Origin of the sequence: Streptomyces corchorusii (assembly GCF_001514055.1) — a bacterium.
GTDB classification, from domain to species: Bacteria; Actinomycetota; Actinomycetes; order Streptomycetales; family Streptomycetaceae; genus Streptomyces; species Streptomyces olivaceoviridis.
Genome location: NZ_KQ948362.1, coordinates 230,680 through 251,367 on the forward strand (window position 1 = coordinate 230,680; position 20,688 = coordinate 251,367).

Genomic DNA, 20,688 nt, shown 5'->3' on the forward strand with positions numbered 1-20,688 from the left:
GGGGAATCCGCCTTTCGGTCGAACGGTTGCGGGAGGGAGGAGTCCGGCCTGAGCCGGCTCGGGTCAACGGCGTGCCGGTCCGCTGCCGATGGGCAGGCGGTACAGCACGTACGGCTTGCGCCGGAGGTCTGTGCCGCCGTTGTAGGCGGCCTGGCGGTTGAGCTGGTTGGCGACGACGTAGAGCTTGTGGTCGTAGCCGATGGAGAACGTGTCGGGCCAGCTGAGCCGCTCGTCCTGCACCAGCGTGTGATAGCTGCCGTCGGTGTCGCGGCGGACGATCGCCTTGCGCTCGATGTCACCCGCGTACACGCGCCCCGCACGGTCGGTCTCCAGACCGTCGGACATCCCCTTCACACCGAGGTCGTGCACCTGTATGGCGGTCTTCCGCAGACGGATGAGGTCGCGTGTGCGCACCCCGTACAGCCGCCGGCTGGACAGCGGGCAGTAGTACAGCCACTCACCGTCGGGGCTCAGCGCGATCCCGTCCACACCGATGCCGATGGGCGTCCCCGCGGACGTGCCGTCCGGACGGTTCAGCATCGGCCGGCCGTCGATCGTCGGCACGAACCCCGGAACCGGCAGCGTCGACGGGGTGTCGTCCAGGCGCCGCCACGACTCCCCCGTGGCCAGGTTCACGACGATCAGCCCGTTGGGGCCGTCCGGTGTGGCATCGGTGAGATACGCGAAGCCGTGGACCAGGTCGAAGCGCACGTCGTTGACGAAGCTGCGCGGACCGGCCACCGAGGCGGGGAAGACGATGGTGCGCACCACCTTGTCGGTGGCCAGGTCGACGGCCACCAACTTGGGCCCGCCGTACGGCGCGTCGGCCCACTCCACCCGGCCGGTGTCGACCACCCACAGGCGGTCGGCGGCGTCGACGACGACGCTCTGCACGCCCAGGAAGTGCCGCTCCGGGGCGGTCGTGTCAGGGGTGTTGACCTCCCGGTCCGGGTAGGCGGCGGGCTTGCCGTGCCGGATCTCCGCCACGGTGAACGGCACGTCGTCGCCCCACCGGGGGAAGTTGACGAACACGCGGCCACCACGTGAGACGGTGACACCGGTCGGCATCGCACCGTCGAACGTGGCCACCGTCTCCAACCGCGGTGCGTGCGGGTGTGCGTGCGGGGCGCCGCTGACCGGCCGTGGGGCGGCCTCCGCCTGCCCGGCGCCGACCGCCAGGGCCGCGCCCGCGGCGAGTGGCACGGCGAGCACCGTACGCCGGTCCGGACCTGTCGTCGAAGCGGGATCGGGGGTACGCATAAGGACTGGCTCCCAACTGTGCTGGGGCCTTCACGAAGAAGGTCACCTCGGGTTGCATTCCGCACATCAGTGCACAACGGCCCCTGCCCGCGTGCTTCCGTCGAACGACTGACGCCGGTGGGGTCCCGCATCACTCTGGTACGGGAGCCGCGATGATTCCAATGATTGGATGTGCTGGCTTCCATAGGTTCCATGCATGATCGAGTCCCCCGCAGGCATGTCATGCGCTGTACCTATCGATAGGATGAGAACCATTCCTTGGACTCATGTGGCGGCGGGAGCGCACGATCGGAGCGTCCTCGGAAACAGGACGTCAACCATCCCTAGGCGGAGGTGCCCTGGTGGCGCCGCCCGCTCGACGCACCACTGGAGTCCCGATGTCCGCATCCACCTCCCGTACGGGCCGGTCCGCCGGCACCGCGCGACCCGCCCGGGCCCGGCTTCCGCTCAACACCTTCGGCATCTCCTTCGGCCTGTCCGGGCTGGCGGGGACCTGGACGGCCGCCGCCGAACTGGGGGCGCCGCGGGTGATCGGGACCGCCCTCTGGCTGGTGGCCGCGACCGCGTGGCTGGTGACCGTGCTCCGGTACGCCGCGGCCGGGCTCAGGCCGCACGAGGTCGCCGACGATCTGCGCCACCCTGTTCTCGGCCCGTTCGCGGCCCTCGTGCCCGTCGCCGCCTCGCTGATGTCGGCCCGGCTTGCCGTGTCGTTCCCCCTGGTGGGCAGAGGGCTGGTGTGGGCCATGCTGGCCCTCGGCGCCGGCTTCGGCGCGTGGTTCGTCGCCAGGCTGCTGACCGTGCCGCGCGACCCGGCGACGCTGCACGGCGGTCATCTGCTGCCCACGGTCGCGGCGTCCCTGATCTCGGCCCAATCCGTCGCGACGATCGGTCACCCCGGTGCGGCGAAGGTGTTGTTCGCCGCGGGCATCCTGTTCTGGCTGCTGATCGGGAGCCTGCTGCTGGTCCGCTTCGCGACCGGTCCCGAACTCCCGCGGCCCCTGCTGCCTACCCTGGCGATCTTCTCGGCGCCGCCGGCCGTCGCGGGCAACGCCTGGTGGGTGATCACCGGGGGCCGGCCCGGAACGGTCCACGAGATCCTGCTCGGCACGATGGCCGCCCTGCTCCTGCCCCACCTCTTCCTCGTGAAGGACTACCTGCGGCTTCCCTTCACCCTCGGTTTCTGGGCCCTGACCTTCACCACCGCGGCCAGTGCGACCTACGGCATCCGGCTGCTGTCCCTCACCGGGGCGACGTGGAGCGCCCCGGTGGGCTGGGTCGTGGTCGCCGTCGCCACCGGTGTCATCGGAGCCGTCGCGGTCCGCTCCCTGGCCCTGGTCCCCTTCCACCGGATGCGCCGTCACCACACCGGCCGCACCGCGCACCCGGCGACGGCAGCCTGCTGAAGCGCCGCCGCGAGGCCGGCGGCTGGACGGCCTCGGGCCAGCGGCCCCGGCACCGGGTGTCCGACGGGCCGTCCCCACCGGGGGGCGGCCCGATCCGCATGTCCGGCACCGGCGAGGGGCGCGTTCCGTCCTCGGTCGCGGGTGCCGCGGCGTGCCCCTCACGCACCGGGACGCTGCGCGGCTGGTGTCGGGGGTGCACTCCCCCGAGCCGACCGCCCACCGGTTCGCCGAGGTCATGAACAGCACGCTGCTGGGGCGGGACCGACACCCAAGGCCGGCATCACTCAGGAACAGCAAGGTGTTGGGGGCGCTCTCGCTCCGGAAGGCAGCAAGCTCGACAAGGTGGGGTATCCCGCGATGACTTCGGCCGCCGAGCACCTTCACGCGGACTCCTTCGACGGACGTTTCGAGTTCGCCCTTGCCCGCGCGGACGCGCCCGCGCGCCTCAGGCGGGAGCGACCCGGTGGATCGCCAGCGCGTCCGTGCGGTGCATCCTCGTGTCGGAGGGCGCGCACACCAGACGCCCGACGACCGGGGAACGGCCGGGCAGCGGTTCCTGGCCGCGTAGCTCGGCCTCGACGAACAGGCGCAGCCGTTCGGCACACCTGCGATAGAACCGCAGTTGGGTGCGGCGGCCGAACACGCGCCACCCGAGGAAGGTGATCCGGTCCAGGGTGGGGGCACCCTGGGAATGGCATGAGACGACGAACAGCACCTCGCCGGTGTCCTGCCGCTTCACCACCTCGTAGGTGGCCCGGCCGCGTTCCAGGTGGCCCTCCAAGGTCTCGTAGGCCCATCCCCAGACGCGGTCGGCCCCGTCGCGCACCTCGTCCACCACCCTGGTGACGCGCACACCGCAGTAGAAGTGCATGCCGTGGAACCGAGCCTCCAGCAACATGTCGCGGCCGAGCAACGGTGCGGCGGGGTCGTAGAGCGCGCGCACGATCTCCGGCGGTGAGAACTCGTAGTCGCGGACCAGGCGGCAGGCCCGTTCCCATGGGCCTGCCGGCTCCGGTGGTCCCGGTCGCTCCGCCGGCAGCGCGGTGCGGTGAACGTCGATGTTCCAGGACGGCCGGCGTACCTCGTCGACCGAGTAGTTGACGCGCGCGTCCGCGAGGTCCCGCCACGCCTGTACGGCGTCGAGGCGTCCGAAGGCCCAGTTGCCCAGGGAACTCACTGGGAACCTTCGAGCGAGTCGCCGATCAGCCACAGCGTCGGCGGCCACAGACCCACGAAGAGCGCGCGCCGCTCGGCGTTCCCCCGTTGCTCCTGGTCGACGGTCTTCGCGCGCACCCACAACGTCACGCACAGGCCGACGGAGGCGAGCGAGACCAGGTGCAGATGAGTACTCCGCACACCTGCGCGGTGCAGGAGCCGGACCACCATGGGAACCTCCGGATCGCTTGCTTGTGTCACTATTTTCGAGAGTGCGTCTTTTGTCAGGATATACGCCGATTAATAGCGTTTCATACGGAGTCTAAGGGGCAGGGATGACGCCTCCACGCTGTCCTCGAACGCTGGCCGTGCTCGCGCGGTGGCTTCTGGGCACAGGGCTGGTCTCGTGGCGCTACCTGTGGGAGACGACGCCGTTGCACCGAGGCGGCGAGTGCCGCGGTGACGAGACGGACCTCCCACCGCGGCTGCCGCCCGCAGCGGCCGACAGCCGGGTGCAACGGGCCCAGGACGGCTACGGCCCCCTCTTCCACCGCCTCTTCCGCGTGCGCATCACCGATGCCGACGTCGGTCCGGAGCGGCTCATCGAATGGGTCTGCTGTGATTTCAAGCGTTTCGTTCCCTCCGAGGTGGTCGACATCCGCACCGGTGAGCTCCGTGACCACGGTCTGGACGTCGGGGACGAGTTGCTGGTGGAGATGCCAGGACCCTGGAACGGACCCGTCAAGGTCGTCCACCGTGACGTCGACCGTCTGCATCTGGTGACCCTGCGCGGTCACATGGAGGCCGGTCAGGTGCATTTCCGCGCGCGGGAGGAGGACGGTCTGCTGGTGTTCGAGATCGAGCTCTGGGCGTGCCCCGGCAGCCGCCTGGTGCACCTTCTGTACTCGCACCTGCGCCTGGCGAAGGAGATCCAGCTCAACATGTGGGTCCGCTTCTGTCTGGCCGCCGCCGCGATGTCGGGAGGCCGGCCGGCCGACGGTGTGCACATCTCCACCCGATGGCTCGAATCCCCGGACAGGACACCGGTGCGCCCGCTCTCCCCGGCCGGGAAGGACTCTTCGGGCGCGCCGGCCCAGGGGGCACCGTCGGCGGACCGGTTCGGTCAGCCGGGCGCGGGCCGGGACCACTGGCGAAGGGACGGCACGTGATGGCCGGCCCGCTCCAGGACCGGACCGTCGTGATCACCGGAGCCGCGCGCGGACTGGGAGCGGCACTGGCGCACGAACTGGCCCGGCGCGGGGCGCGCCTGGCACTTCTCGGCCATGAGGGGCCCGAACTGGACGCCTTGGCGGCCAGCCTGCCCACACCGGCGCTGGCGGTCGAGGTCGACGTCACCGACAGCTCCGCCCTGGACGATGCGGCGGGCGAGGTCCGCGAACACCTCGGCCGGCCGTCGGCGGTCGTGGCGAACGCGGGAATCGCCGAGGGAGGCCCTTTCGCGACGTCGGACCCCGCCTCCTGGCGCCGTGTCATCGACGTGAACGTGACCGGCAGTGCCCACACGGCGCGGGCGTTCCTGCCCGATCTGACGGCGACGGCGGGCTACTTCCTCCAGGTCGCGTCGCTCGCCTCACTCGGAGCCACCCCGATGATGAGCGCCTACTGCGCCTCCAAAGCGGGTGTGGAAGCCTTCGCCCACGCCCTCCAGGCCGAGGTGGCGCACGAGGGGATCGCGGTGGGCGTCGCCTATCCCGCCTGGGCGGACACCGACATGATCCGCGAAGCCGAGGACTTCGCCGCCCTGCGCCAACTGCGCGTGCACATGCCGCCCGGCGTCCGGGACATCCGTCCGGCGGAGGCGGTCGCCGCCCGACTGGCGCGCGCCGTCGAGCGCCGCAGCACCGCCGTCTACATCCCGGCGTGGCTGCGTCTCGTCCAGCCCCTGCGCTGGGCCCTGCCGCCCCTGGTACTGCGGCTGGCCCGGCACCATCTGCCCCGCTGGGACGCCGGACGGCCATTGCGTGCCACGGGCAGTCTGGGCACCGGAGGACGGGCCGACCGTGCCGCGGCCACACCGGATGGCGACCGGCGGGGTTGATCCCCTGCCCACAGCACCGGACGGGACCGGAAGCGTTCTGCGGCAGCGCGGCGGAGCCACACCGGGCGGGGCGGGTTCCGCGTCGCGGAATCGGCCGGAAACCCCCACGCTAGAAGAGCGGCAACAGATCCCTCGGCACCGGTGCCGAGGGAAGCGGGCATGCCGAGGAAGCGCGAGGCGAGCAGGGAGCCGAGGCGGGCGATCAGGTCACGTCACGCAGTCACGGAATCCAGGCCGAGGACGAGGTGGGGGGCGGGCTGGTCCTACACGGAGGCGCCCGGCCGGAAGCGGCGACTCACGAAGACGTAGCACCGGGTACGGCATCGCGTGCCGCACCGCCCGGAGTTGTCCGTCGCCCGACCGGACCGTCGGCGCCGTCCCTGTGCAGGTGCGGTGGGTCGGCGACGGCCGGCGACGCGCACTCCGGGCTTCGCGGCGATCCGCCGCTCGCACAAGGGAATCCACAGCGACCGAAGGAGTGCGCAGATGAACACCCCTCCCCGTTCCGGCGCGCTCCGGCACCACCCCGCCGGACACGGCCGCGACGTGAAGTTGCTCGGCATCTATCTCAATGACCACCTCGCCGTCGACACCCTCGGTGCCGAACGCGCCGCCCGTCTGGTGCGCACCTCCCGGGGTTCCGCACTCGCCCGCGCGCTCGGGCCCGTCGCGGCAGAGATCGCCCAGGACCGGACAGCGCTGCTGGCCGTCATGCGGGACCTCGGTGTTCCCGTTCGCCACTACAAGGTGTGCGCCGGCTGGGCGGGCGAGAAGATGGGACGGCTGAAACCCAACGGCCGGCTGGTACGCCCCTCTCCACTGGGCACCGTGCTGGATCTGGAAGCGCTGCGGCTGGCGGTCGAGGGCAAGGCGGCCGTCTGGCAGACCCTGCACCGGCTCAGCGCGACGGACGAGCGCCTGGACCGTGCACGCATCGAGGCGCTGCTCCAGCGTGCCCGGCGGCAGCAGGACACCATCGAGGAGTGGCGTCTGCGCCAGGCCGAGGAAGCGCTGGCCACGACGTCCGCCTGACCCACCGCTGCCGGGCGGGGTGCCCGCTGGGCCCGCTGTCCGCTCAGCAGTGCCCCGTCGCGTTCCGTCCCTGCCGGCCGCAGGGTCGGGCCGGCAGGCGCCGTGAACGCGAGCCGAAGGCGAACACCTCCCGCACCGGGAACACCGACAGCACCGGCAAGCTGAGCCGCTCGGAAAGCAGCAGCAGCGCCCCCATCATCTACGCGCACACGGCCCCCGCCCCGCCCGGCTCCCCCGGCTTCCGCCGCGCCGGCGGCCTCAGCGCCGCGGAGCCGGTGAGCCGGCGGGCGTGTGTCCTGCCGCGCTGCGGTAGGCGGAGATACCCAGGGCGAGCAGCCAGTAGCTGAACAGCGCGCCCATCAGGGCGGTCGTGCCCCAGCCGTTCGCCGCGTAGAAGTGTGCGGGGGTGTTGCCGAAGAACACGGACGGCACGAAGGCGAGGTTGATCCCTGCCAGAACGAGGGCGGAGCGGCCGGTCCAGCGCGGCAGCACCTTCGTACGCGAGACTGCGCATCCCACGGCGGTCAGGAAGAACGCGAGCATGAGGCGGCCGATCGCCCCGTAGAGGAGGTAGGTGGCGTGGACCGTGACGGTGGGGTCGATCGGGCGGTCGGCGGCGATGACCGCGCCGCCTTCCAGTCCGCTGGAGACCAGGGTGACCGTCGCGTAGACCAGCCCGGCGGCGAAGGCCAGGGTGCCGATCCACTCGCTCGCGGGATCCGTCCTCCTGACCAGCTCACGGAAGGCCGTGACGAACACGACCAGGAGTGCCAGCGCGAGGATTCCGATGAGGAGCCTGGCCAGGACGTTGGAGTCCGGTGGCGGGCCGGAGTAGAGGAAGTACAGGGGTACTTCGATGATGAAGGCGGCTGCGCCGGCGATGCCGGCCAGACCTGTCAGACGCCTGGCGACGGTTTCGTTCATGGCTGTCCCCCTGAGTTCGTGTGGTGGGTTCCTCGTCGGTTCGTCCACGGCGTACGGTTCGACGGGCTCTTGCGACGGTCGTTTCCGGGATCACCCGAGGCCGTTCCAGAACCCGCAGTGGTGGCGGGACCGCGTGGTGCGGGTGGCGACGATGTGGTCCGGCGCCAGGGAGAGCACCGTCCGCCGGGGCCAGTGCGGTGACGACGGGCCGTTCGGGTCGGCGCCGCGGGCGAAGCGCGTCCAGTAGTCGATCATGGTGTCGGCCAGCCGGTGCTGCGCCGCGGTCAGCTCGCGGGGACGGCCGCCCAGGTCGAAGAGGTACGGCAGTTCGCTCGCGTGCGGTGCGCCGAGCGGGAAGGGCGGCGTGCCCGGGGTGAGCAGCGGGGCGTGTTCGTCGGCGAACTCGTAGCGCCACACGGGCACTTGGGCGGCGAGCAGGCCGCCGGTGCGCGCCGTCGGGCAGGCGAAGTCGGCGTCGCCGATGACCGCGCCGAACACCGGGCCGCCGTCGGTGCGGTGCACCGGGTACTCGCGGACGATCGCCTTCGCCTGTCCCGGTGCGGGGAAGAAGGCGGCCACGACGTCGGGCCAGGTCTGGGGGGTGACGGGATGGCCGGCCTGGATGATCCCGGCGGCCCACCCGTTGCCCTCGTCATGGGTGTGGCCGATCAGTACGGGGACGTGGTGGAAGCGGCCGTCGGTGATTGCCGCCGCGGGGTCGTCGGGCAGCAACGGGGTCCCGGTGGCGGGCTGTTGGTCCGCGCTCTGGGCGGCGAGCAGACGGGAGACCGCCACGTGCCGCAGGCAGGTCAGGACGTCGCGTGCGGAACCGCAGCCGACTCTCGCCGCGAAGTCCGCGCCCGCCGCGCGCGCCGCGGGCAAGGGGACGGACGACGGGGCGAACGGTCGCTCGGGACGCCCGGTGCAGGGGCCGCTCTCGATGATCGCCCGGTCGAACAGCCCCGCCGCGGCGGGCGAGGTCAGCTGGGCGCAGACGCTGTAGCCGCCCGCCGACTCGCCGGCCAGGGTCACGTTGTGCGCGTCGCCGCCGAAGGCGCCGATCTCGGCGCGCACCCAGCGCAGCGCTGCCTGCTGGTCGGCCAGACCGAACGTGCCGGAGCCGGGCAGCCCGCTGTGCGCGAGGAAACCGAGGGCGCCGAGGCGGTAGTTGACGGTGACGATCACCACGTCACCGCGGACGGCCATGCGATGGGCGTCGTAGGAGCTGCCCGCTCCGGTGGTGAACCCGCCGCCGTGCAGCCACACGACGACCGGCCGGGGGTGTGCCGGTCCGGCGCCGTCGGGCGTCGTGACGTTCAGGTGGAGACAGTCCTCGTCGGTGCTGCCGGCGGGCACCTCGCCGGCCGGTTGCGGGCAGGCGCTCGCGGGGCGGTTCGCGTCCCGTGTCCCGGACCAGGTGGCCGCGGGGGAAGGCGGCGCCCAGCGCAGGCTGCCGATCGGGGGCGCCGCGTAGGGGATGCCCGCGAAGGTGCGGTAGCCGTCGCGGTGGACACCCCGCACCGGGCCGTGGTGGGTGCGGACCACCGTGGCGGCGGGCGGGGCGGGCTGCGCCGGTGGCGCAGCCGACCAGGCCGTCGTGAGGACGGTGATCAGGGCGCAGCCCAGAGTGGTCAGGACGCGGTGCGTGGTCATCATCTCCCCGTTCGGTCAGCTGCCGCCCATGCCGCCCTGCGCGGCGATCATGGTCGTCGGAAGGGCGCGTACCGCCTTCTCCAGGCCCGGCGCGAAGGCGGCGAGAGACGCGGTGCAGGTGTCGATGCGGGCCCGGAAGGTCTTCTGGTCCTGCCGGGACACCACGGAACGGACCCCACCCGCCGCGGCCAGCGCCAGCAGCGCGGCGTCCGCGGCGGGGATGTCCCGCACCGCGCCGTCCCAGTGCAGGACCGCGGACAGGCGGGCGCGGAGCGCGGCGGGCACGGCGCGGTCCGTCACACTCAGCCGACGTGTGCCGAAGCGGGTGCGGGGCGCCTTCGCGGTGAGGAGTCCCGCCGCGATGAGCCGGTCCTCCGCGTCCGTCAGGGTGTGTGTGCGGTGGCGGCGCACGAGGTGCTTCCAGCTGTGGCCGTGGGCCGCGTCGCGCAGAACGCGGTCCAGGACGGGGTTGCCGGTCGGTTCCGTACCGGAAACGGTGACCGTGCCGGCATGCTCCTCCAGTCGGCCGCGCATCGCGAGGTCGATCAGGGCGGCGGCACGGACCAGCAGAGCCGCGCGGGAACGGTCGTAGGGAGCTTCGGCTGCTTCGTCGTGGGCCAGCAGATACAAGGTGCAGGGCAGGTCGTCGATCACACCTCGACGCTAGGTCCGGCACCTCCGGTCGCACATCGGCCGCGGGAGGGGACCGGCACTGGGAGCGCGGGAGGAGCGCGGCCCGGGTCTCCTCCCTGGGGAGGAGACGGCTGTCAGGGGCGTCGTGGCCGTACGAGGCCGTGGTCGTAGGCGGCGACGACGGCCTGGACGCGATCGCGCAGGTTCAGTTTGCGCAGCACCGCGGTGACGTGGTTCTTGACGGTGGCCTCCGACAGGCGCAGCCGCTCGGCGATCTCCGCGTTCGACAGGGCCTGCCCGATCAGGGTGAGCACCTCCCGTTCGCGGGCGGAGAGGTCCTTCAGGGACGGCGGCGGCGCCGGGTCGGGGGTCGTGCGCAGGAACCGGTCGAGGACACGGCTGAGGACGCTCGGTGCGAGCAGCGCGTCGCCCCGCGCGGTGACGCGGATGGCGTCGACGAGTTCACCCGGACGGATGTCCTTCAGCAGGAAGCCGCTCGCTCCTGCCCGCAGCGCGGCAACCACGTGTGCGTCCACATCCCAGGTGGTCAGCACGAGGACCCGGGCCCGGCTCCCGCTCGCGACGATCCGCCGGGTCGCCTGGATGCCGTCCAGGACGGGCATCCGTACGTCCATCAGCACCACATCGGGCGCCAGTTCGCGCGTCAGCCGCACCGCCTCCCGGCCGTCCGACGCCTCACCGACCACCTCCAGGTCCTCACGGGCGTCGATGATCATGCGGAATCCGGTACGGACCAGGGTCTGGTCGTCGGCCACCACCACCCGCAGTGTCATGAGGCGCGCTCCACCGGCAGCCGCGCCGCCACTTCGAACCCGCCTCCGGGCCGTGGGCCGGCGTGCAGACTGCCGCCCACGAGCCGTGTGCGCTCCTTCATCCCCACCAGTCCGCGTCCCGCGCCGGTCCCCGCCCAAAGCCCCTGCGCCGTACGTCCGTTGTCGACCACCGTGATCTCCAAGCAGTGTCCTTCGTCCATCACGCGCACACTGACCTCATCGGCGCCGACCGCGTGGCGCAGTGTGTTGGTCAGGGCCTCCTGGATGATCCGGTACGCGGTCAGGTCCACCGCGGCCGGCAGCCCGTCAGCGGCCCCCTCGCGGTGCACGTGTACGGTCATCCCCGTCGCGCGCACCGTGTCGGCGAGCTCGTCCAGGCGCATCAGTGAGGGCCCCGGCGTCCGCGGCTCCCCTGTCGCGCCCTCGCCCGCCTCGGGCCCGAACGCCCCCAAGGTCAGGCGCAGTTCACCCAGCGCGGAGCGGGCGGCCCCCTCGATGTCCCGCAGCGCCTGACGTGCCTGGTCCGGCCGCTCGGTGAACACATCGTCCGCGGCGCCCGCCTGAACGACCATCACCGACAAGGTGTGCGCCACCACGTCGTGCACGTCGCGCGCGATCCGGGCACGCTCCTCCACCACGGCCCGGCGCATCTCCGCCCTCATCCGCTCCTGCTGCGCCCTGCGCCACTGCCCCAGGGTCCACGCCAGGACCACCGCCAGCACATAGACCGCCGGGCTCGCACTGCCACCCGCCCCGAACGCCAACGGAACCGGCAGACACATCGCCGCGAGCGCCCACAACGACACCCGCCGTGGTCGGGTGGCCGACAGCACGCACAACGTGACCTGCGCCGCGAGGAGCGCCCCCGTCAAGGTCACCGCGGGCAGCAGCGCCCACACCACGATCCCCGTCGCCGCGTTCGCGGCCAGTACGGGGACCGGGGCGCGCGTCTGCCACCTCAGGGCACCGATCTGTACGACGACCAGGGCCGTGGCCACGATCAGTCGGCGGCCGTCCTCCGCACCGGCGACGGACACCGGGACGCCCAGGGCGGCGATCACCAGGCCCGCCGACCCGCACCACAGCGCCCGGGCCGTCCGGGGCGACAACTCACCCCGTGCTTCGCCGGCGAACACGTCGTTCTGCTGACCTGTGCTGGCCTCCACATGCCGACCTTATCCAGCGGCGCGGCGATATCAGCGCTTCCCCTTCAATGCGGACGTCGCCCTTCAACCCGGACGTCGCGCGGACGCCGGGGCCGGCCGCGCTGTTGCCCGGCGTCGTCACAAGGTCCGGCACTCCCATCGGCCTTCCCCATGCGGAGACCGTTCCGGAGATGAACGGGAGGTGCAGGGGCGGGTGCGGCTCCGGCCCGGCTCGGCTCAGCTCGGCTCGGCAACCCTGCCGGGATTCTGGGGTGCCCTGCGCGAGGCTCTGATCACTCGGTTCAACGCCCGGAACGCGGGAATCGGCCCTGCCGAACGCACCGGCGTGTTACCAGCCGAGGAAGCGACGGTGCTACGCCTGCCGCCGCCAGCACTCGACGTGCCAGTCGATCACCATGCCCGGGCCGCGGTACCGGCGGTGCAGCCCCTCGGCCCGGCCGATCCATCCAGCCTACGTACGTGCACACCCCGGAGCTGTCCGCATGGGCCACTCGGGTGAAACACGGGCTCATCCCGGTACGGGCGGGTGGCGCCCCGGTACAGATCCATGGGGGCGCTCCATCGCGCGCCCCGTTCCGATCGCCGGTGCGATGCGCATGTGCCGCGCCGGCGCGAAGGGAGCGAAACCCATGCGCAAACGACCGGTGGCCGCCGCGGTGGCGGCGGTAGCGCTCTGCGGTACGGCCGCACCCCACGCATTCGCCCAACGGCCCGCTGGCCAGGACGAAACGTTCCTGATACAGGTGCACCAGGGCAACCTCGCCGAGATCGCGGCGGGCCAAGACGCTGGGCGGCACGCCACCAGCAAGTGCGTGAAGCAGGTCGGTGCCGTACTGGTACGCGACCACACCAAGCTGGACGCGGACGTGAAGACGCTGGCCGACAAGCTGAAGGTGCGGCTGCCTGCCTCCCCGTCCGCGGAGCAGAAGAAGCAACTGGCCGCCGTGCAGGCGAAAGCCGGAACGTCGGCTTACGACGCGGCGTGGCTCAGGACTCAGGAAGCCGGACACCGCCAGACGCTTGCCCTGATCGACCAGGAGATCAAGGCCGGGAAGAACAGCCAGGTCGTGGCCGCTGCGCGCAGTGCCCGTCCGGTCGTGGCGATGCACCTGGACATGGTTCGCGGCGGCACCTGCCACATGGCCGGTCACACCGGCATGGTCGGAGCCGGCACTAGCGGCGAACCGGCCACGGTTGAGGCCGACACCGCGGCGGTGGGCACCGCGGGCTTGGCCGGTGGCGGGCTACTCGCCGCTGGTGGGGCCACCTGGCTGCTCATGCGGCGCCGCTCGACCAGGACGCAGTAGCCACTCGCAGCAGTAGGCACCGGGGAACGTCACCGGCCGACCGTCGCGCGCGTGAATCTCGTGGGAGCTGAGCGCGGCGGCGGCCGGCTGGCTGGGGCGCGGCTCGGCGCGGCTGGCTGGTTGGTCGGCTGGCTGGAGCGCGGCGCATCAGGTGCGCACGGCGACGCGGTGCGCACCGGTGAGTGGCGAGTGCTGGGCGCTGTGCTGGGCAGTGGCCAGGAGCGACCGAAGGAGCGGCCGAGATGCCGTGCCGGACGCTCCGGACCCGCCGGCTGATCGGTGCGGCTGGATTTGCCGGCCATCGCACTTCCGACGGTCTCGAACGGCTGCCGAACAGGGCGAACCGGGATGCGGCCTACGCCGGAGCATCGAGCAGCAGGCCAGGCATCCGTGGGCGCCACAGGTGCCGCCCCCGGATCCGCTCAGAGATCGATCAGCTCCCGACGAGGCGCGTCCCGCGGCGGCCCGGCACCACCCCTGGCCGCCGCGTTGCGGACCAGCAGCGTCCCGAGTACTCCGACGGCGAGCCCGCCGGCCGCCCACCACGCACCCTCGACCACACCGCCTCGCGCGCGGCGGCCGGCACCCCGCCGAGCCACAGGAAACCACCGCCCGCCGACCGGTCGTACTCCCGCCGCGGCGGGCGGTGCCAGCGGATGTCGTCGTCCAACGCGTCCGGCGCCGGATCGGTGCGCACCCACGGGGTGCCGTCCTCGGCGAGGAACATCTGGTCCTGGCGCAGCATCGCCACGTCCCCGCCGGGCGCCGGCCTGGTCTGCGCCCGGCCCCCAACCTCGGTCGGGCCCCACAGCACCGCGAACCGCACCGGCGGATACCGGCCCTCGGCCCACTCCCGAGGCACCCGCTCCGTACCGATGTACGCCGGGTCGAGCAGACCGCGCAGCCGGTCGCAGGCGGCGTGCCCGGCATGACACGCCTCGGTACACCCGGCGCCGACCGTCACCACCACGGCGATGTCGGGCTGCTCCGGTACGGCACCGGCCCGCGCCTCGTCCCGCGCCCCGGGTGCTGGCGGTGTGGTGGATGCGCGAGGTCGGGCGACAGGGGGAGGTGCGCACGGGCGCATTTCCAGTCGCGCGGATCGAAGGGTTGGGGCGCGACGTCCTGCGGGACATGCGAGCAATCCTCGATGCCGGAGTCGACCAGAATCGCAGGATTCGAAAGAGTTGCGCCCGCGGGCCCCAGCACATACCGCTACTGTCTGCCCATCGAGGGGACACGGGGGTGGGGCGTTGGCAAGCGAATGGTCGCTTTGGCGAACAGGCTCAGTGCAAGACGGCGCACAGGCTACCTATCCGGCCAGTGGATGTGCCCGATGCGCCGCAGGTCCCACCCAAACCTTGAGAGGCCCGCTCAGATCTTGAGCTTTGGCCTCAGCGATCAGGTACGACACCGACCTGAAGGCGGAGTTCTGCGAGCAGGTCCGGGCCCGGGGAGGGACGCCGGACGGCGAGCGGCGTATGCGCCTGCGGGTCCGGCGGCTCAAGGAGCCCAGGGCAGCCGACACGCAGGGGATCACCCAGCTCAAGGCTGGTGTCGAGGTACTACTGGTGTCTGCGCTGCACCAGGCCACGGCGGAGAACAGTCACCTGCACCGGCAGCTCGCCAACCGGCGTGCACAAGGGAGCGTCCACGTGCTGCCGACGCAGACGACTCCACGAGCCCGCGTGGTGGAACCCGGCAGTGTCGCGAACCGGTCCGGCGGGTGTCACTTCCTGGCCGCGTCGGATCCCCCGCTGACGGATTCCTGGTAGGCATCCGCGTAGGTGGGAGAGTCCTTGATCAGGTCGTCGCAGAAGGCGGCGACGTCGGTGCCGATGAGTTCCAGAACTCCCTTGCCCGCGGCGACGCCCTCCTCGAAGAAGTCAACGATTCCAGGGAGGAGAGGTCCGTCGGACAGGCTGACCGGGCCGACCTTGAACAGGTACTTCTGCATCTCCTTGTAGACGATCTGGTAGTCCGGCGGGAGTGCCTTGACCCGGGCCAGGTGCGCCCGCCACTGCTTCTTGCCTTCGATGATGTCTTGGATGCTCACGTCAGCCTCCCAGCCGGCTCAGTTTCCTCGCGACGTTCCTGTTCAACTGCTCGCGCCACCGGTCGCGATAAGTCCGGGCCCCTGCTCCGCCGGCCAGCGCCGTGCAGAATCCCCGGACGTCGTCGCCGAGCACCTCGTGGACGCTCTGCCCGTCCGCTGCCGACACTTCGAGCAGCCCCAGGGCGGAGTCGAGGATCGGCATCAGATTGCGGCCGGTGAAGTCCCCGTAGGGGAAGAGGTGGGCGACGATCTGTCCCCACGCCACCCGGTAGTCGTCAGGCAGGGTCTCGACCCGGGCTTCGAACGCCTTCCATTCCCTGGTGAGATCGCTGCCCGTGACCTTCTCCCAGAAGTTCATCTCCCGCCTTCCTTGAGCCTGTTGATGCGCGATGAGAGGTACTGCCATTTCGCCCAGAACTTCGCGAGTTCCTCGCGTCCGGCGTCGTTGAGCGCGTAGAACTTGCGCGGCGGACCGACCCCGGACGGCCGTTTCGTCACTTGGACGAGCCCGTTCCTCTCCAGCCGCAGCAAGATGGTGTACACCGTCCCCTCGATGACGTCGGTGAAGCCGAGCTCGTTCAGCCGGCGGGTGATGGCGTACCCGTAGGTTTCCTCGCTGCCGATGATTTCGAGCACGCACCCTTCGAGCGTGCCCTTCAACATCTCCGTCAGGTCGTCCATCGCGGGTGCTCCTCAGCCCTGTCGGTACTACGTGGCACCGAGTACTGCTATACGGTATCACCGAGTAGTGGAACGGCAACGTCTCCGGTGGACGCAATCCCGGGCCGATTCGCTCGGCGAGGGACCGGGTTCGGTCGAACGCGGCAACCCGGTCATCGGTTGAGCGCGCCGAGTGTCGAGCGTCCAGCGACAGGATCTGGGAGGCCGGCCAGGTGCGGGCCAGTGTGGACTTGCCCGCGCCGGAGGCGCCGATCAGCACGATCAGCCGTTCTCCTCGCCGTCGCGGTCCGGCTCGATCTGCTCCGCCCGACGCGCTGCGGTGCTGACCACCTGCGCGAGCATCGGGAAGAGGCCACCGGGAACGTCGACGCCCTTCCTGGAGCTCGCGCAGGATCGCGGCAAGCTCGCGGGCGTCAACGTCATCGGCGTTCAGGTCGTCCTGGACCTGCTGAAGGGCGGGCAGGGTAATGCCGAGCGAGGCACGCACCCGGTCCACAGACGGCTACGGGCGCGGCCGGCCACGGATGGTCGCTTTGGTGATGGCGACCAGAGCCGCGACCGCTTCCCAGCCGTGGTGCCAGGCGGAGTCGAGGTGGAGGGCGCCGTTCATGCCGAAGTCGGCGAGCCCGTGGAAGCCCGCCCTTGCCAGTCTTGGCGGCGATCTACTCCAGCAAACCCTGGGTCCTGCTCTCCACCGACCAAGCCCCCGCCGACTGGGGCGAAGCCGTCGACTACCCCAGGCACATTTGCCACAGCCTGCGCTCCTTCCTTCCCACCGCCGTTGTCGGCCGGTACTACGGCGAAGCGCGGACCCTGCTCAACGGCGGGTGCTCGCGCACTCGCGCCCCGCTCACCGGGAGTGCTGTCACGAGGCCCGGCGCAAGGGCACGACGGTGGCCGGCCCGATGGATCCGGGCCCGAACTTCTTCCGGATCCGGTCCATGGCCTGCTCGGCGACGAGGCGGGACTCGCGGGCGCCGTCCAGGCTCATCTGCTCGGCGACCTGACCGGCGTCAATGAGGTCCTCGGCCCTCAAGCCGATCCCGGTCAGGCGGGCGCGTTGCAGGCCGGCGGCGTCCATCAGCTGGTACGCGAGTGTGCGCAGGTCGTCCTCGTGGGCGGAAGGTTCGGGCAGGCGGCGGGTCTTCTCCCAGGCGGTGCCGCCCGCGAAGCGCAGGGTCAGGGTGAGCGCGCGGGCGGCCTGACCCCGGCGGCGGAGCTGGAGGCCGAGCTGGACGACGAGATCGAGCAGGGTGGCCCGGACCACGGCGCCGTCCAGGGTGTGGCTCGTGAAGCGGTGGCGTACGGCAGCGGAGGCCGGCAGGTTCCGGGGGACGACGGGGCGGGGGTCGATGCCGCGGGCGCGGTCGGCGGCGAGCCGGCCGGCCTTCTTGCCCAGCAGACGTTGCACGGTGACCGGGGACACGGCGGCGAGCAGTCCGACTGTGTGGATGCCGTAGTCGCGGAGCACGGCGGCCTGGCGCGGCCCGATCCCGTGCAGATCGTCCACGGGCAGCGGGGCGAGCCAGTCGGCGACCTGGTCCGGGGCGATGGCGAGGGCACCGCCGGGACCGGTGACCTGGGCGGAGGCGGTGGCCGCGACAGTGATCGTGGGCCCTATGCCGACCCGGACGTCGACCCCGAGGTGCGAGATGGTCCGCACGCGCAGGATCTCGCCCAGGTGAGCCACGTCAGTGCCGTGGTAGCGCAGGGCGCCTTTCAGCTCGACCAGGGCCGCGGACGGCGGCAGTGCCTGCACCACCGGGGACAGGCCGGCCAGCAGCTCCAGCACTCGCCGGTAGATCTCCTCCGGCAGCCGGTCCGGGCAGCGCACATGCATCACCGTCGCCCGCGCAGTCGCAACCGGCTTCTCGACGTCGTTCACGGTCCTCACCTCCCACCCCTCACGTTATCGAACAGAAAATCGAACACGCGAGTCGGGGCGGAGACGATCATGGAAGTAGAACCGAGAAATGTTGTTCGACGGCGCGCCGCCGGCCCCGGAGCGGCTGCGCACTCTGTGGGTGTGGCATGCGATGCGGCCGGCGCGCGAGGCCGGCACCGCCGGACTGGATCGTCGAACTCGGTATCCGGGCCGACCGGCCGCTCGTGCGGGCCCACCCCGAGCACCTGCTACATGGCGGGCAAACGACACCCGGCCCGTCAGCCCGGAAGAGGCCCGGCGACTGCTGACCGACGACACCAGCGCGTGCAGCCACTGCCGCCCCGGCACCGCTCCCCGCATCGTCAAGAGAGCCTCGCATCCACCGGGGATGCGAGGCGGTCGAGCGTCTGCCGCTGTGGGTGTGGGGGCTCACTTCACCTTGACCGCCACGGTGGGCGAGTAGACCTTCTCGGAGCCGCTCACGCCCGCGATCCGCAGATGCTCGGCGCCCTTGGTGTTGAGCTTGGCGATCAGGGCGTACGAATTGCCCTTTTTGACCTTGGCGGTCGCCCTGAGCGGGATCCACTTGCCGGACTTCTCGTGCTGGAGCACGAGCGGGGAACCGACCTTCAGGCCCTTGGTACGGCCGGTGAACGTCACCTTGTCCCTGGCCTTCACCTCGGTCTTGTCGGCCTTCACGGTGATCGAGGCCATGGTGCTGGGGGACGGGCTCGCGGCCAGGGCTCCGCTCGTCCCGCCGGAGAGCAGCGCCACGGAGAGAGCACCGGCGCCGAACGTACGAAGGCGGTGGTGACGCAGTACGGAGGTCATGTGTGTCTCCCGTCCTGTCGCTCAACGGACCCTCCCAGGCTGGCGCTGGGACGCCACTCCCGCCACTCCAAGCCGCCATCGCCACAGCGGCCACTGCTGCCACATCAGCCACATGACCTGGCCTTTCATCGGGCTGGCCGCTCCCCGAAACCCGGCGGCCGACAACGTAGGACCGTCCGACCGACCACCGCGGTTGTTTGCTGCTGATCTCACACCGCTACCGGGTGGCCGCCTCGATGCCGCGCCGCCAGTTCGGGAGAGAGCTGCGGGCAGCGGCGGATGCGGCGCTGCTGGAGCGGGAACCGGCCGCGAGCGCTCAGGACGTCGCCGCGCGGCTGGGATATCCGCTCCCCGCGGCGCGCGCTGCCTTGGCGACCGCGCCCACCGGAGCCCGTGACCGGGAAGGGTCCGGTACAGGGCTTGACGTCATATGAGTTGGCGGCCGGCGACGTCGCCGTCCGGGTCGTCGGCGAGTTGGATGGTCGCGGTGATGCGCTTGCCCATCGGCTCCCGGTGAACACAGAAGGTCTGGGAGGCCGCCATCACGATTTCCAGGCCGTGCTGACCGATCCGGTCCGGGTCGGCCGAGCTCACCGACGGCAGCGTCGTACTGCTGTCCCACACGCTCACCTCCACGGCGCCCCCGCTGACCTCCAGGTCGAGCAGGCAGGGGCCAGGCGCGTATTTGCGGGCGTTGGTCACCAGCTCGCTCACGACGAGCTGGACCATCCCCATCGCACGAGCCGACACCGGTAGACCATGTACGGCCTGCAACGAGGTGAGGAAGTCGCGAGCCATGCTGCGAGCTTCGGCGATCTCGGCGCTGCCCTCGAACGCGACGGAGACTGCCATTCGACGGTCGGCAGGCGGGCCCTGGCCCTGATTTCGGGCAGTACGGGGCACAGATCGCCTCACTTTCGAAGCGCAACTAGTTACCCCACCACTGGTGCCCCGAAAGTCCGGCGCAACCCGTATCAGATCACTACATGGCGCCCGGCCCTGTGGATGCCCCGGCTGTCGCACCGGGATCGCGAGGACGGCTGGGTGGAGCAGTTCGGCTTCGCGGAGGATGACTTCGGCGGCGTCGCGGCCGTCGCCAGGAGTGCAGGGCGCGGCTCTTGCGCCTTGCACTCCCCCAGGAATGCCGCCCCTGGCAAGTTCCCGGCACCGCACCCCGCCGCAGCGGCTGGATCCTCGCTCGATGAGCCTCAGGAGCCGATCGCGTAGCTTTCAGTCTCGTCGTAGTCGTCGTAGTTCCAGCCGTCGAATAGGCCGCTGTTGACGCCGACATCGAAGGCATCTGCCTCCGCCATACCGCACCGCCCCGTGCGCCACCCTCCCGCGCTCCCTTCTTTGGGTGAGAAGCGATCGGGTCGGTCATCAACTGCGCCTCCTACAACGGCTAACACAACGCCGTTAGTAGACCGAAGGCCCCCGTTCCTTGCGGGGTGATGGACGCCTTCGGAGCCCGGCATCACTGCTTGGCCGGCGGCTCCTCAGCCCCCCTCGCCGTCGAACTCCCGGTGTTCCTCCACCAACTCCTCTATCTCGCGGGGGACCTCGTACAGAGCCTTGAGGACCAGACCCCACGCCCGGTCCCGCAGTTCCTCCGGTACCTCGTCTTCGATCTTGTCGGCGAGCCTGCCGATCTCGTACCGGGCGTCATCCTCTGTGCCCGTGGTCGGCACGGTCACCACCGCCCACAGGAACCGACCCACCCCAGCCGCCACCCGGCCTATACCGCCGAGCATCGGACCCACGTCCATCTGTACGTCCCCCTGGTAGTTGGTGTCCTGCCACAACGAGGCCGATACCAGTATGCGGGGGCGGGCCACCGAGTCGATCCAGA

At 71.2% G+C, this 20,688-nt stretch carries 24 protein-coding genes and 1 pseudogene; 7 read left to right on the forward strand and 18 right to left on the reverse strand.

The annotated features are described in order from the left end of the window. Positions 1-63: 63 nt before the first annotated feature. Entirely contained in the window at positions 64-1,203 is a 1,140-nt protein-coding gene (locus AQJ11_RS29715) for a major royal jelly family protein (protein ID WP_244218409.1), read from the reverse strand. A 434-nt stretch (positions 1,204-1,637) separates the two neighbouring features. Here AQJ11_RS29715 and AQJ11_RS29720 point away from each other — a divergent pair, with 434 nt between their 5' ends. Further along, positions 1,638-2,663, forward strand: a complete 1,026-nt coding sequence (locus AQJ11_RS29720) for an SLAC1 family transporter (RefSeq protein WP_059265204.1) — start codon at positions 1,638-1,640, stop codon at positions 2,661-2,663. 445 nt (positions 2,664-3,108) lie between these two features. Here AQJ11_RS29720 and AQJ11_RS29725 read toward each other — a convergent pair whose 3' ends face one another. Together AQJ11_RS29725 and AQJ11_RS29730 are read right to left on the reverse strand one after the other, a co-directional pair. Next, positions 3,109-3,840, reverse strand: a complete 732-nt coding sequence (locus AQJ11_RS29725; protein ID WP_059265205.1) for a DUF1990 family protein — start codon at positions 3,838-3,840, stop codon at positions 3,109-3,111. Continuing rightward, positions 3,837-4,049 (reverse strand): hypothetical protein, encoded by a 213-nt coding sequence (locus tag AQJ11_RS29730; RefSeq protein WP_014677155.1) that lies wholly within the window; start codon positions 4,047-4,049, stop codon positions 3,837-3,839. Before AQJ11_RS29730 ends, AQJ11_RS29725 begins: the two co-directional genes overlap by 4 nt. A gap of 104 nt (positions 4,050-4,153) precedes the next feature. On the opposite strand from AQJ11_RS29730, the gene AQJ11_RS29735 reads away from it, so the two are divergent. The 3 genes from AQJ11_RS29735 (at position 4,154) to AQJ11_RS29745 (ending at position 6,909) form a co-directional block, all read left to right on the forward strand. Continuing rightward, on the forward strand, positions 4,154-4,987 hold the full coding sequence (locus AQJ11_RS29735) for a DUF1990 domain-containing protein (RefSeq protein ID WP_244218410.1): 834 nt from the start codon (positions 4,154-4,156) through the stop codon (positions 4,985-4,987). Continuing rightward, entirely contained in the window at positions 4,987-5,877 is an 891-nt protein-coding gene (locus AQJ11_RS29740) for an SDR family oxidoreductase (RefSeq protein ID WP_398780896.1), read from the forward strand. The genes AQJ11_RS29735 and AQJ11_RS29740 overlap by 1 nt, the downstream gene beginning before the upstream one ends. A 486-nt stretch (positions 5,878-6,363) precedes the next feature. Next, entirely contained in the window at positions 6,364-6,909 is a 546-nt protein-coding gene (locus AQJ11_RS29745; RefSeq protein ID WP_059265207.1) for a hypothetical protein, read from the forward strand. 258 nt (positions 6,910-7,167) lie between these two features. Here the strand turns inward: AQJ11_RS29745 and AQJ11_RS29750 are convergent, their stop codons facing one another. The 5 genes from AQJ11_RS29750 to AQJ11_RS29770 all read right to left on the reverse strand — a co-directional run bounded on the left by AQJ11_RS29750 (position 7,168) and on the right by AQJ11_RS29770 (position 12,079). Continuing rightward, a complete protein-coding gene (locus tag AQJ11_RS29750) occupies positions 7,168-7,833 on the reverse strand; it encodes a hypothetical protein (protein ID WP_059265208.1) in 666 nt (221 codons plus the stop codon). Positions 7,834-7,923: 90 nt separating this feature from the next. Next, positions 7,924-9,486, reverse strand: a complete 1,563-nt coding sequence (locus AQJ11_RS29755; protein ID WP_059265294.1) for a carboxylesterase/lipase family protein — start codon at positions 9,484-9,486, stop codon at positions 7,924-7,926. A gap of 15 nt (positions 9,487-9,501) precedes the next feature. After that, a complete protein-coding gene (locus AQJ11_RS29760) occupies positions 9,502-10,140 on the reverse strand; it encodes a GOLPH3/VPS74 family protein (protein WP_059265209.1) in 639 nt (212 codons plus the stop codon). 113 nt (positions 10,141-10,253) lie between these two features. Further along, a complete protein-coding gene (locus AQJ11_RS29765) occupies positions 10,254-10,913 on the reverse strand; it encodes a response regulator (protein WP_059265210.1) in 660 nt (219 codons plus the stop codon). Then, positions 10,910-12,079, reverse strand: coding sequence for a sensor histidine kinase (locus AQJ11_RS29770; RefSeq protein ID WP_208616643.1), 1,170 nt, complete (start codon positions 12,077-12,079; stop codon positions 10,910-10,912). Before AQJ11_RS29770 ends, AQJ11_RS29765 begins: the two co-directional genes overlap by 4 nt. A 629-nt stretch (positions 12,080-12,708) precedes the next feature. On the opposite strand from AQJ11_RS29770, the gene AQJ11_RS29775 reads away from it, so the two are divergent. Beyond that, positions 12,709-13,386, forward strand: a complete 678-nt coding sequence (locus AQJ11_RS29775) for a DUF4142 domain-containing protein (protein ID WP_244218412.1) — start codon at positions 12,709-12,711, stop codon at positions 13,384-13,386. 433 nt (positions 13,387-13,819) lie between these two features. Here the strand turns inward: AQJ11_RS29775 and AQJ11_RS29780 are convergent, their stop codons facing one another. Beyond that, positions 13,820-14,356, reverse strand: coding sequence for a hypothetical protein (locus tag AQJ11_RS29780; protein ID WP_059265211.1), 537 nt, complete (start codon positions 14,354-14,356; stop codon positions 13,820-13,822). Positions 14,357-14,774: 418 nt separating this feature from the next. Here AQJ11_RS29780 and AQJ11_RS29785 point away from each other — a divergent pair, with 418 nt between their 5' ends. Continuing rightward, entirely contained in the window at positions 14,775-15,161 is a 387-nt protein-coding gene (locus AQJ11_RS29785; protein WP_059265212.1) for a hypothetical protein, read from the forward strand. Here AQJ11_RS29785 and AQJ11_RS29790 read toward each other — a convergent pair. The 6 genes and pseudogenes from AQJ11_RS29790 to AQJ11_RS29810 form a co-directional block, all read right to left on the reverse strand. Next, positions 15,116-15,442 carry a DUF1048 domain-containing protein gene (locus AQJ11_RS29790; RefSeq protein WP_059265213.1) on the reverse strand — a complete coding sequence of 109 codons (327 nt, stop codon included), beginning with the start codon at positions 15,440-15,442 and terminating at the stop codon, positions 15,116-15,118. The genes AQJ11_RS29785 and AQJ11_RS29790 overlap by 46 nt on opposite strands. Position 15,443: 1 nt before the next feature. Continuing rightward, complete coding sequence (locus AQJ11_RS29795; protein WP_014677144.1) at positions 15,444-15,800, reverse strand: DUF1048 domain-containing protein; 357 nt, start codon at positions 15,798-15,800, stop codon at positions 15,444-15,446. Beyond that, positions 15,797-16,123: a PadR family transcriptional regulator gene (locus AQJ11_RS29800; protein WP_058083514.1), complete on the reverse strand. Its 327-nt coding sequence runs from the start codon at positions 16,121-16,123 to the stop codon at positions 15,797-15,799. Before AQJ11_RS29800 ends, AQJ11_RS29795 begins: the two co-directional genes overlap by 4 nt. Before the next feature lie 154 nt (positions 16,124-16,277). Beyond that, positions 16,278-16,388: pseudogene (locus AQJ11_RS52785) on the reverse strand (ATP-binding protein); the annotation flags it as partial. Further along, positions 16,385-16,546 carry a hypothetical protein gene (locus AQJ11_RS29805; protein WP_244218413.1) on the reverse strand — a complete coding sequence of 54 codons (162 nt, stop codon included), beginning with the start codon at positions 16,544-16,546 and terminating at the stop codon, positions 16,385-16,387. The pseudogene AQJ11_RS52785 and the gene AQJ11_RS29805, both read right to left, overlap by 4 nt. Positions 16,547-16,988: 442 nt before the next feature. Continuing rightward, positions 16,989-18,008, reverse strand: a complete 1,020-nt coding sequence (locus AQJ11_RS29810) for a DNA polymerase Y family protein (protein ID WP_059265214.1) — start codon at positions 18,006-18,008, stop codon at positions 16,989-16,991. A gap of 151 nt (positions 18,009-18,159) precedes the next feature. Between AQJ11_RS29810 and AQJ11_RS51375 the strand changes: the two genes are divergently transcribed. Then, on the forward strand, positions 18,160-18,471 hold the full coding sequence (locus tag AQJ11_RS51375) for a DUF6233 domain-containing protein (protein ID WP_244218420.1): 312 nt from the start codon (positions 18,160-18,162) through the stop codon (positions 18,469-18,471). Here AQJ11_RS51375 and AQJ11_RS29815 read toward each other — a convergent pair. The 3 genes from AQJ11_RS29815 to AQJ11_RS29825 all read right to left on the reverse strand — a co-directional run bounded on the left by AQJ11_RS29815 (position 18,438) and on the right by AQJ11_RS29825 (position 20,641). Next, positions 18,438-18,839 (reverse strand): hypothetical protein, encoded by a 402-nt coding sequence (locus AQJ11_RS29815; protein WP_059265215.1) that lies wholly within the window; start codon positions 18,837-18,839, stop codon positions 18,438-18,440. The genes AQJ11_RS51375 and AQJ11_RS29815 overlap by 34 nt on opposite strands. A 426-nt stretch (positions 18,840-19,265) precedes the next feature. Then, positions 19,266-19,691 carry an ATP-binding protein gene (locus AQJ11_RS29820; RefSeq protein ID WP_059265216.1) on the reverse strand — a complete coding sequence of 142 codons (426 nt, stop codon included), beginning with the start codon at positions 19,689-19,691 and terminating at the stop codon, positions 19,266-19,268. Positions 19,692-20,335: 644 nt separating this feature from the next. Then, positions 20,336-20,641, reverse strand: coding sequence for a hypothetical protein (locus tag AQJ11_RS29825; RefSeq protein WP_244218414.1), 306 nt, complete (start codon positions 20,639-20,641; stop codon positions 20,336-20,338). Positions 20,642-20,688 lie beyond the last annotated feature (47 nt).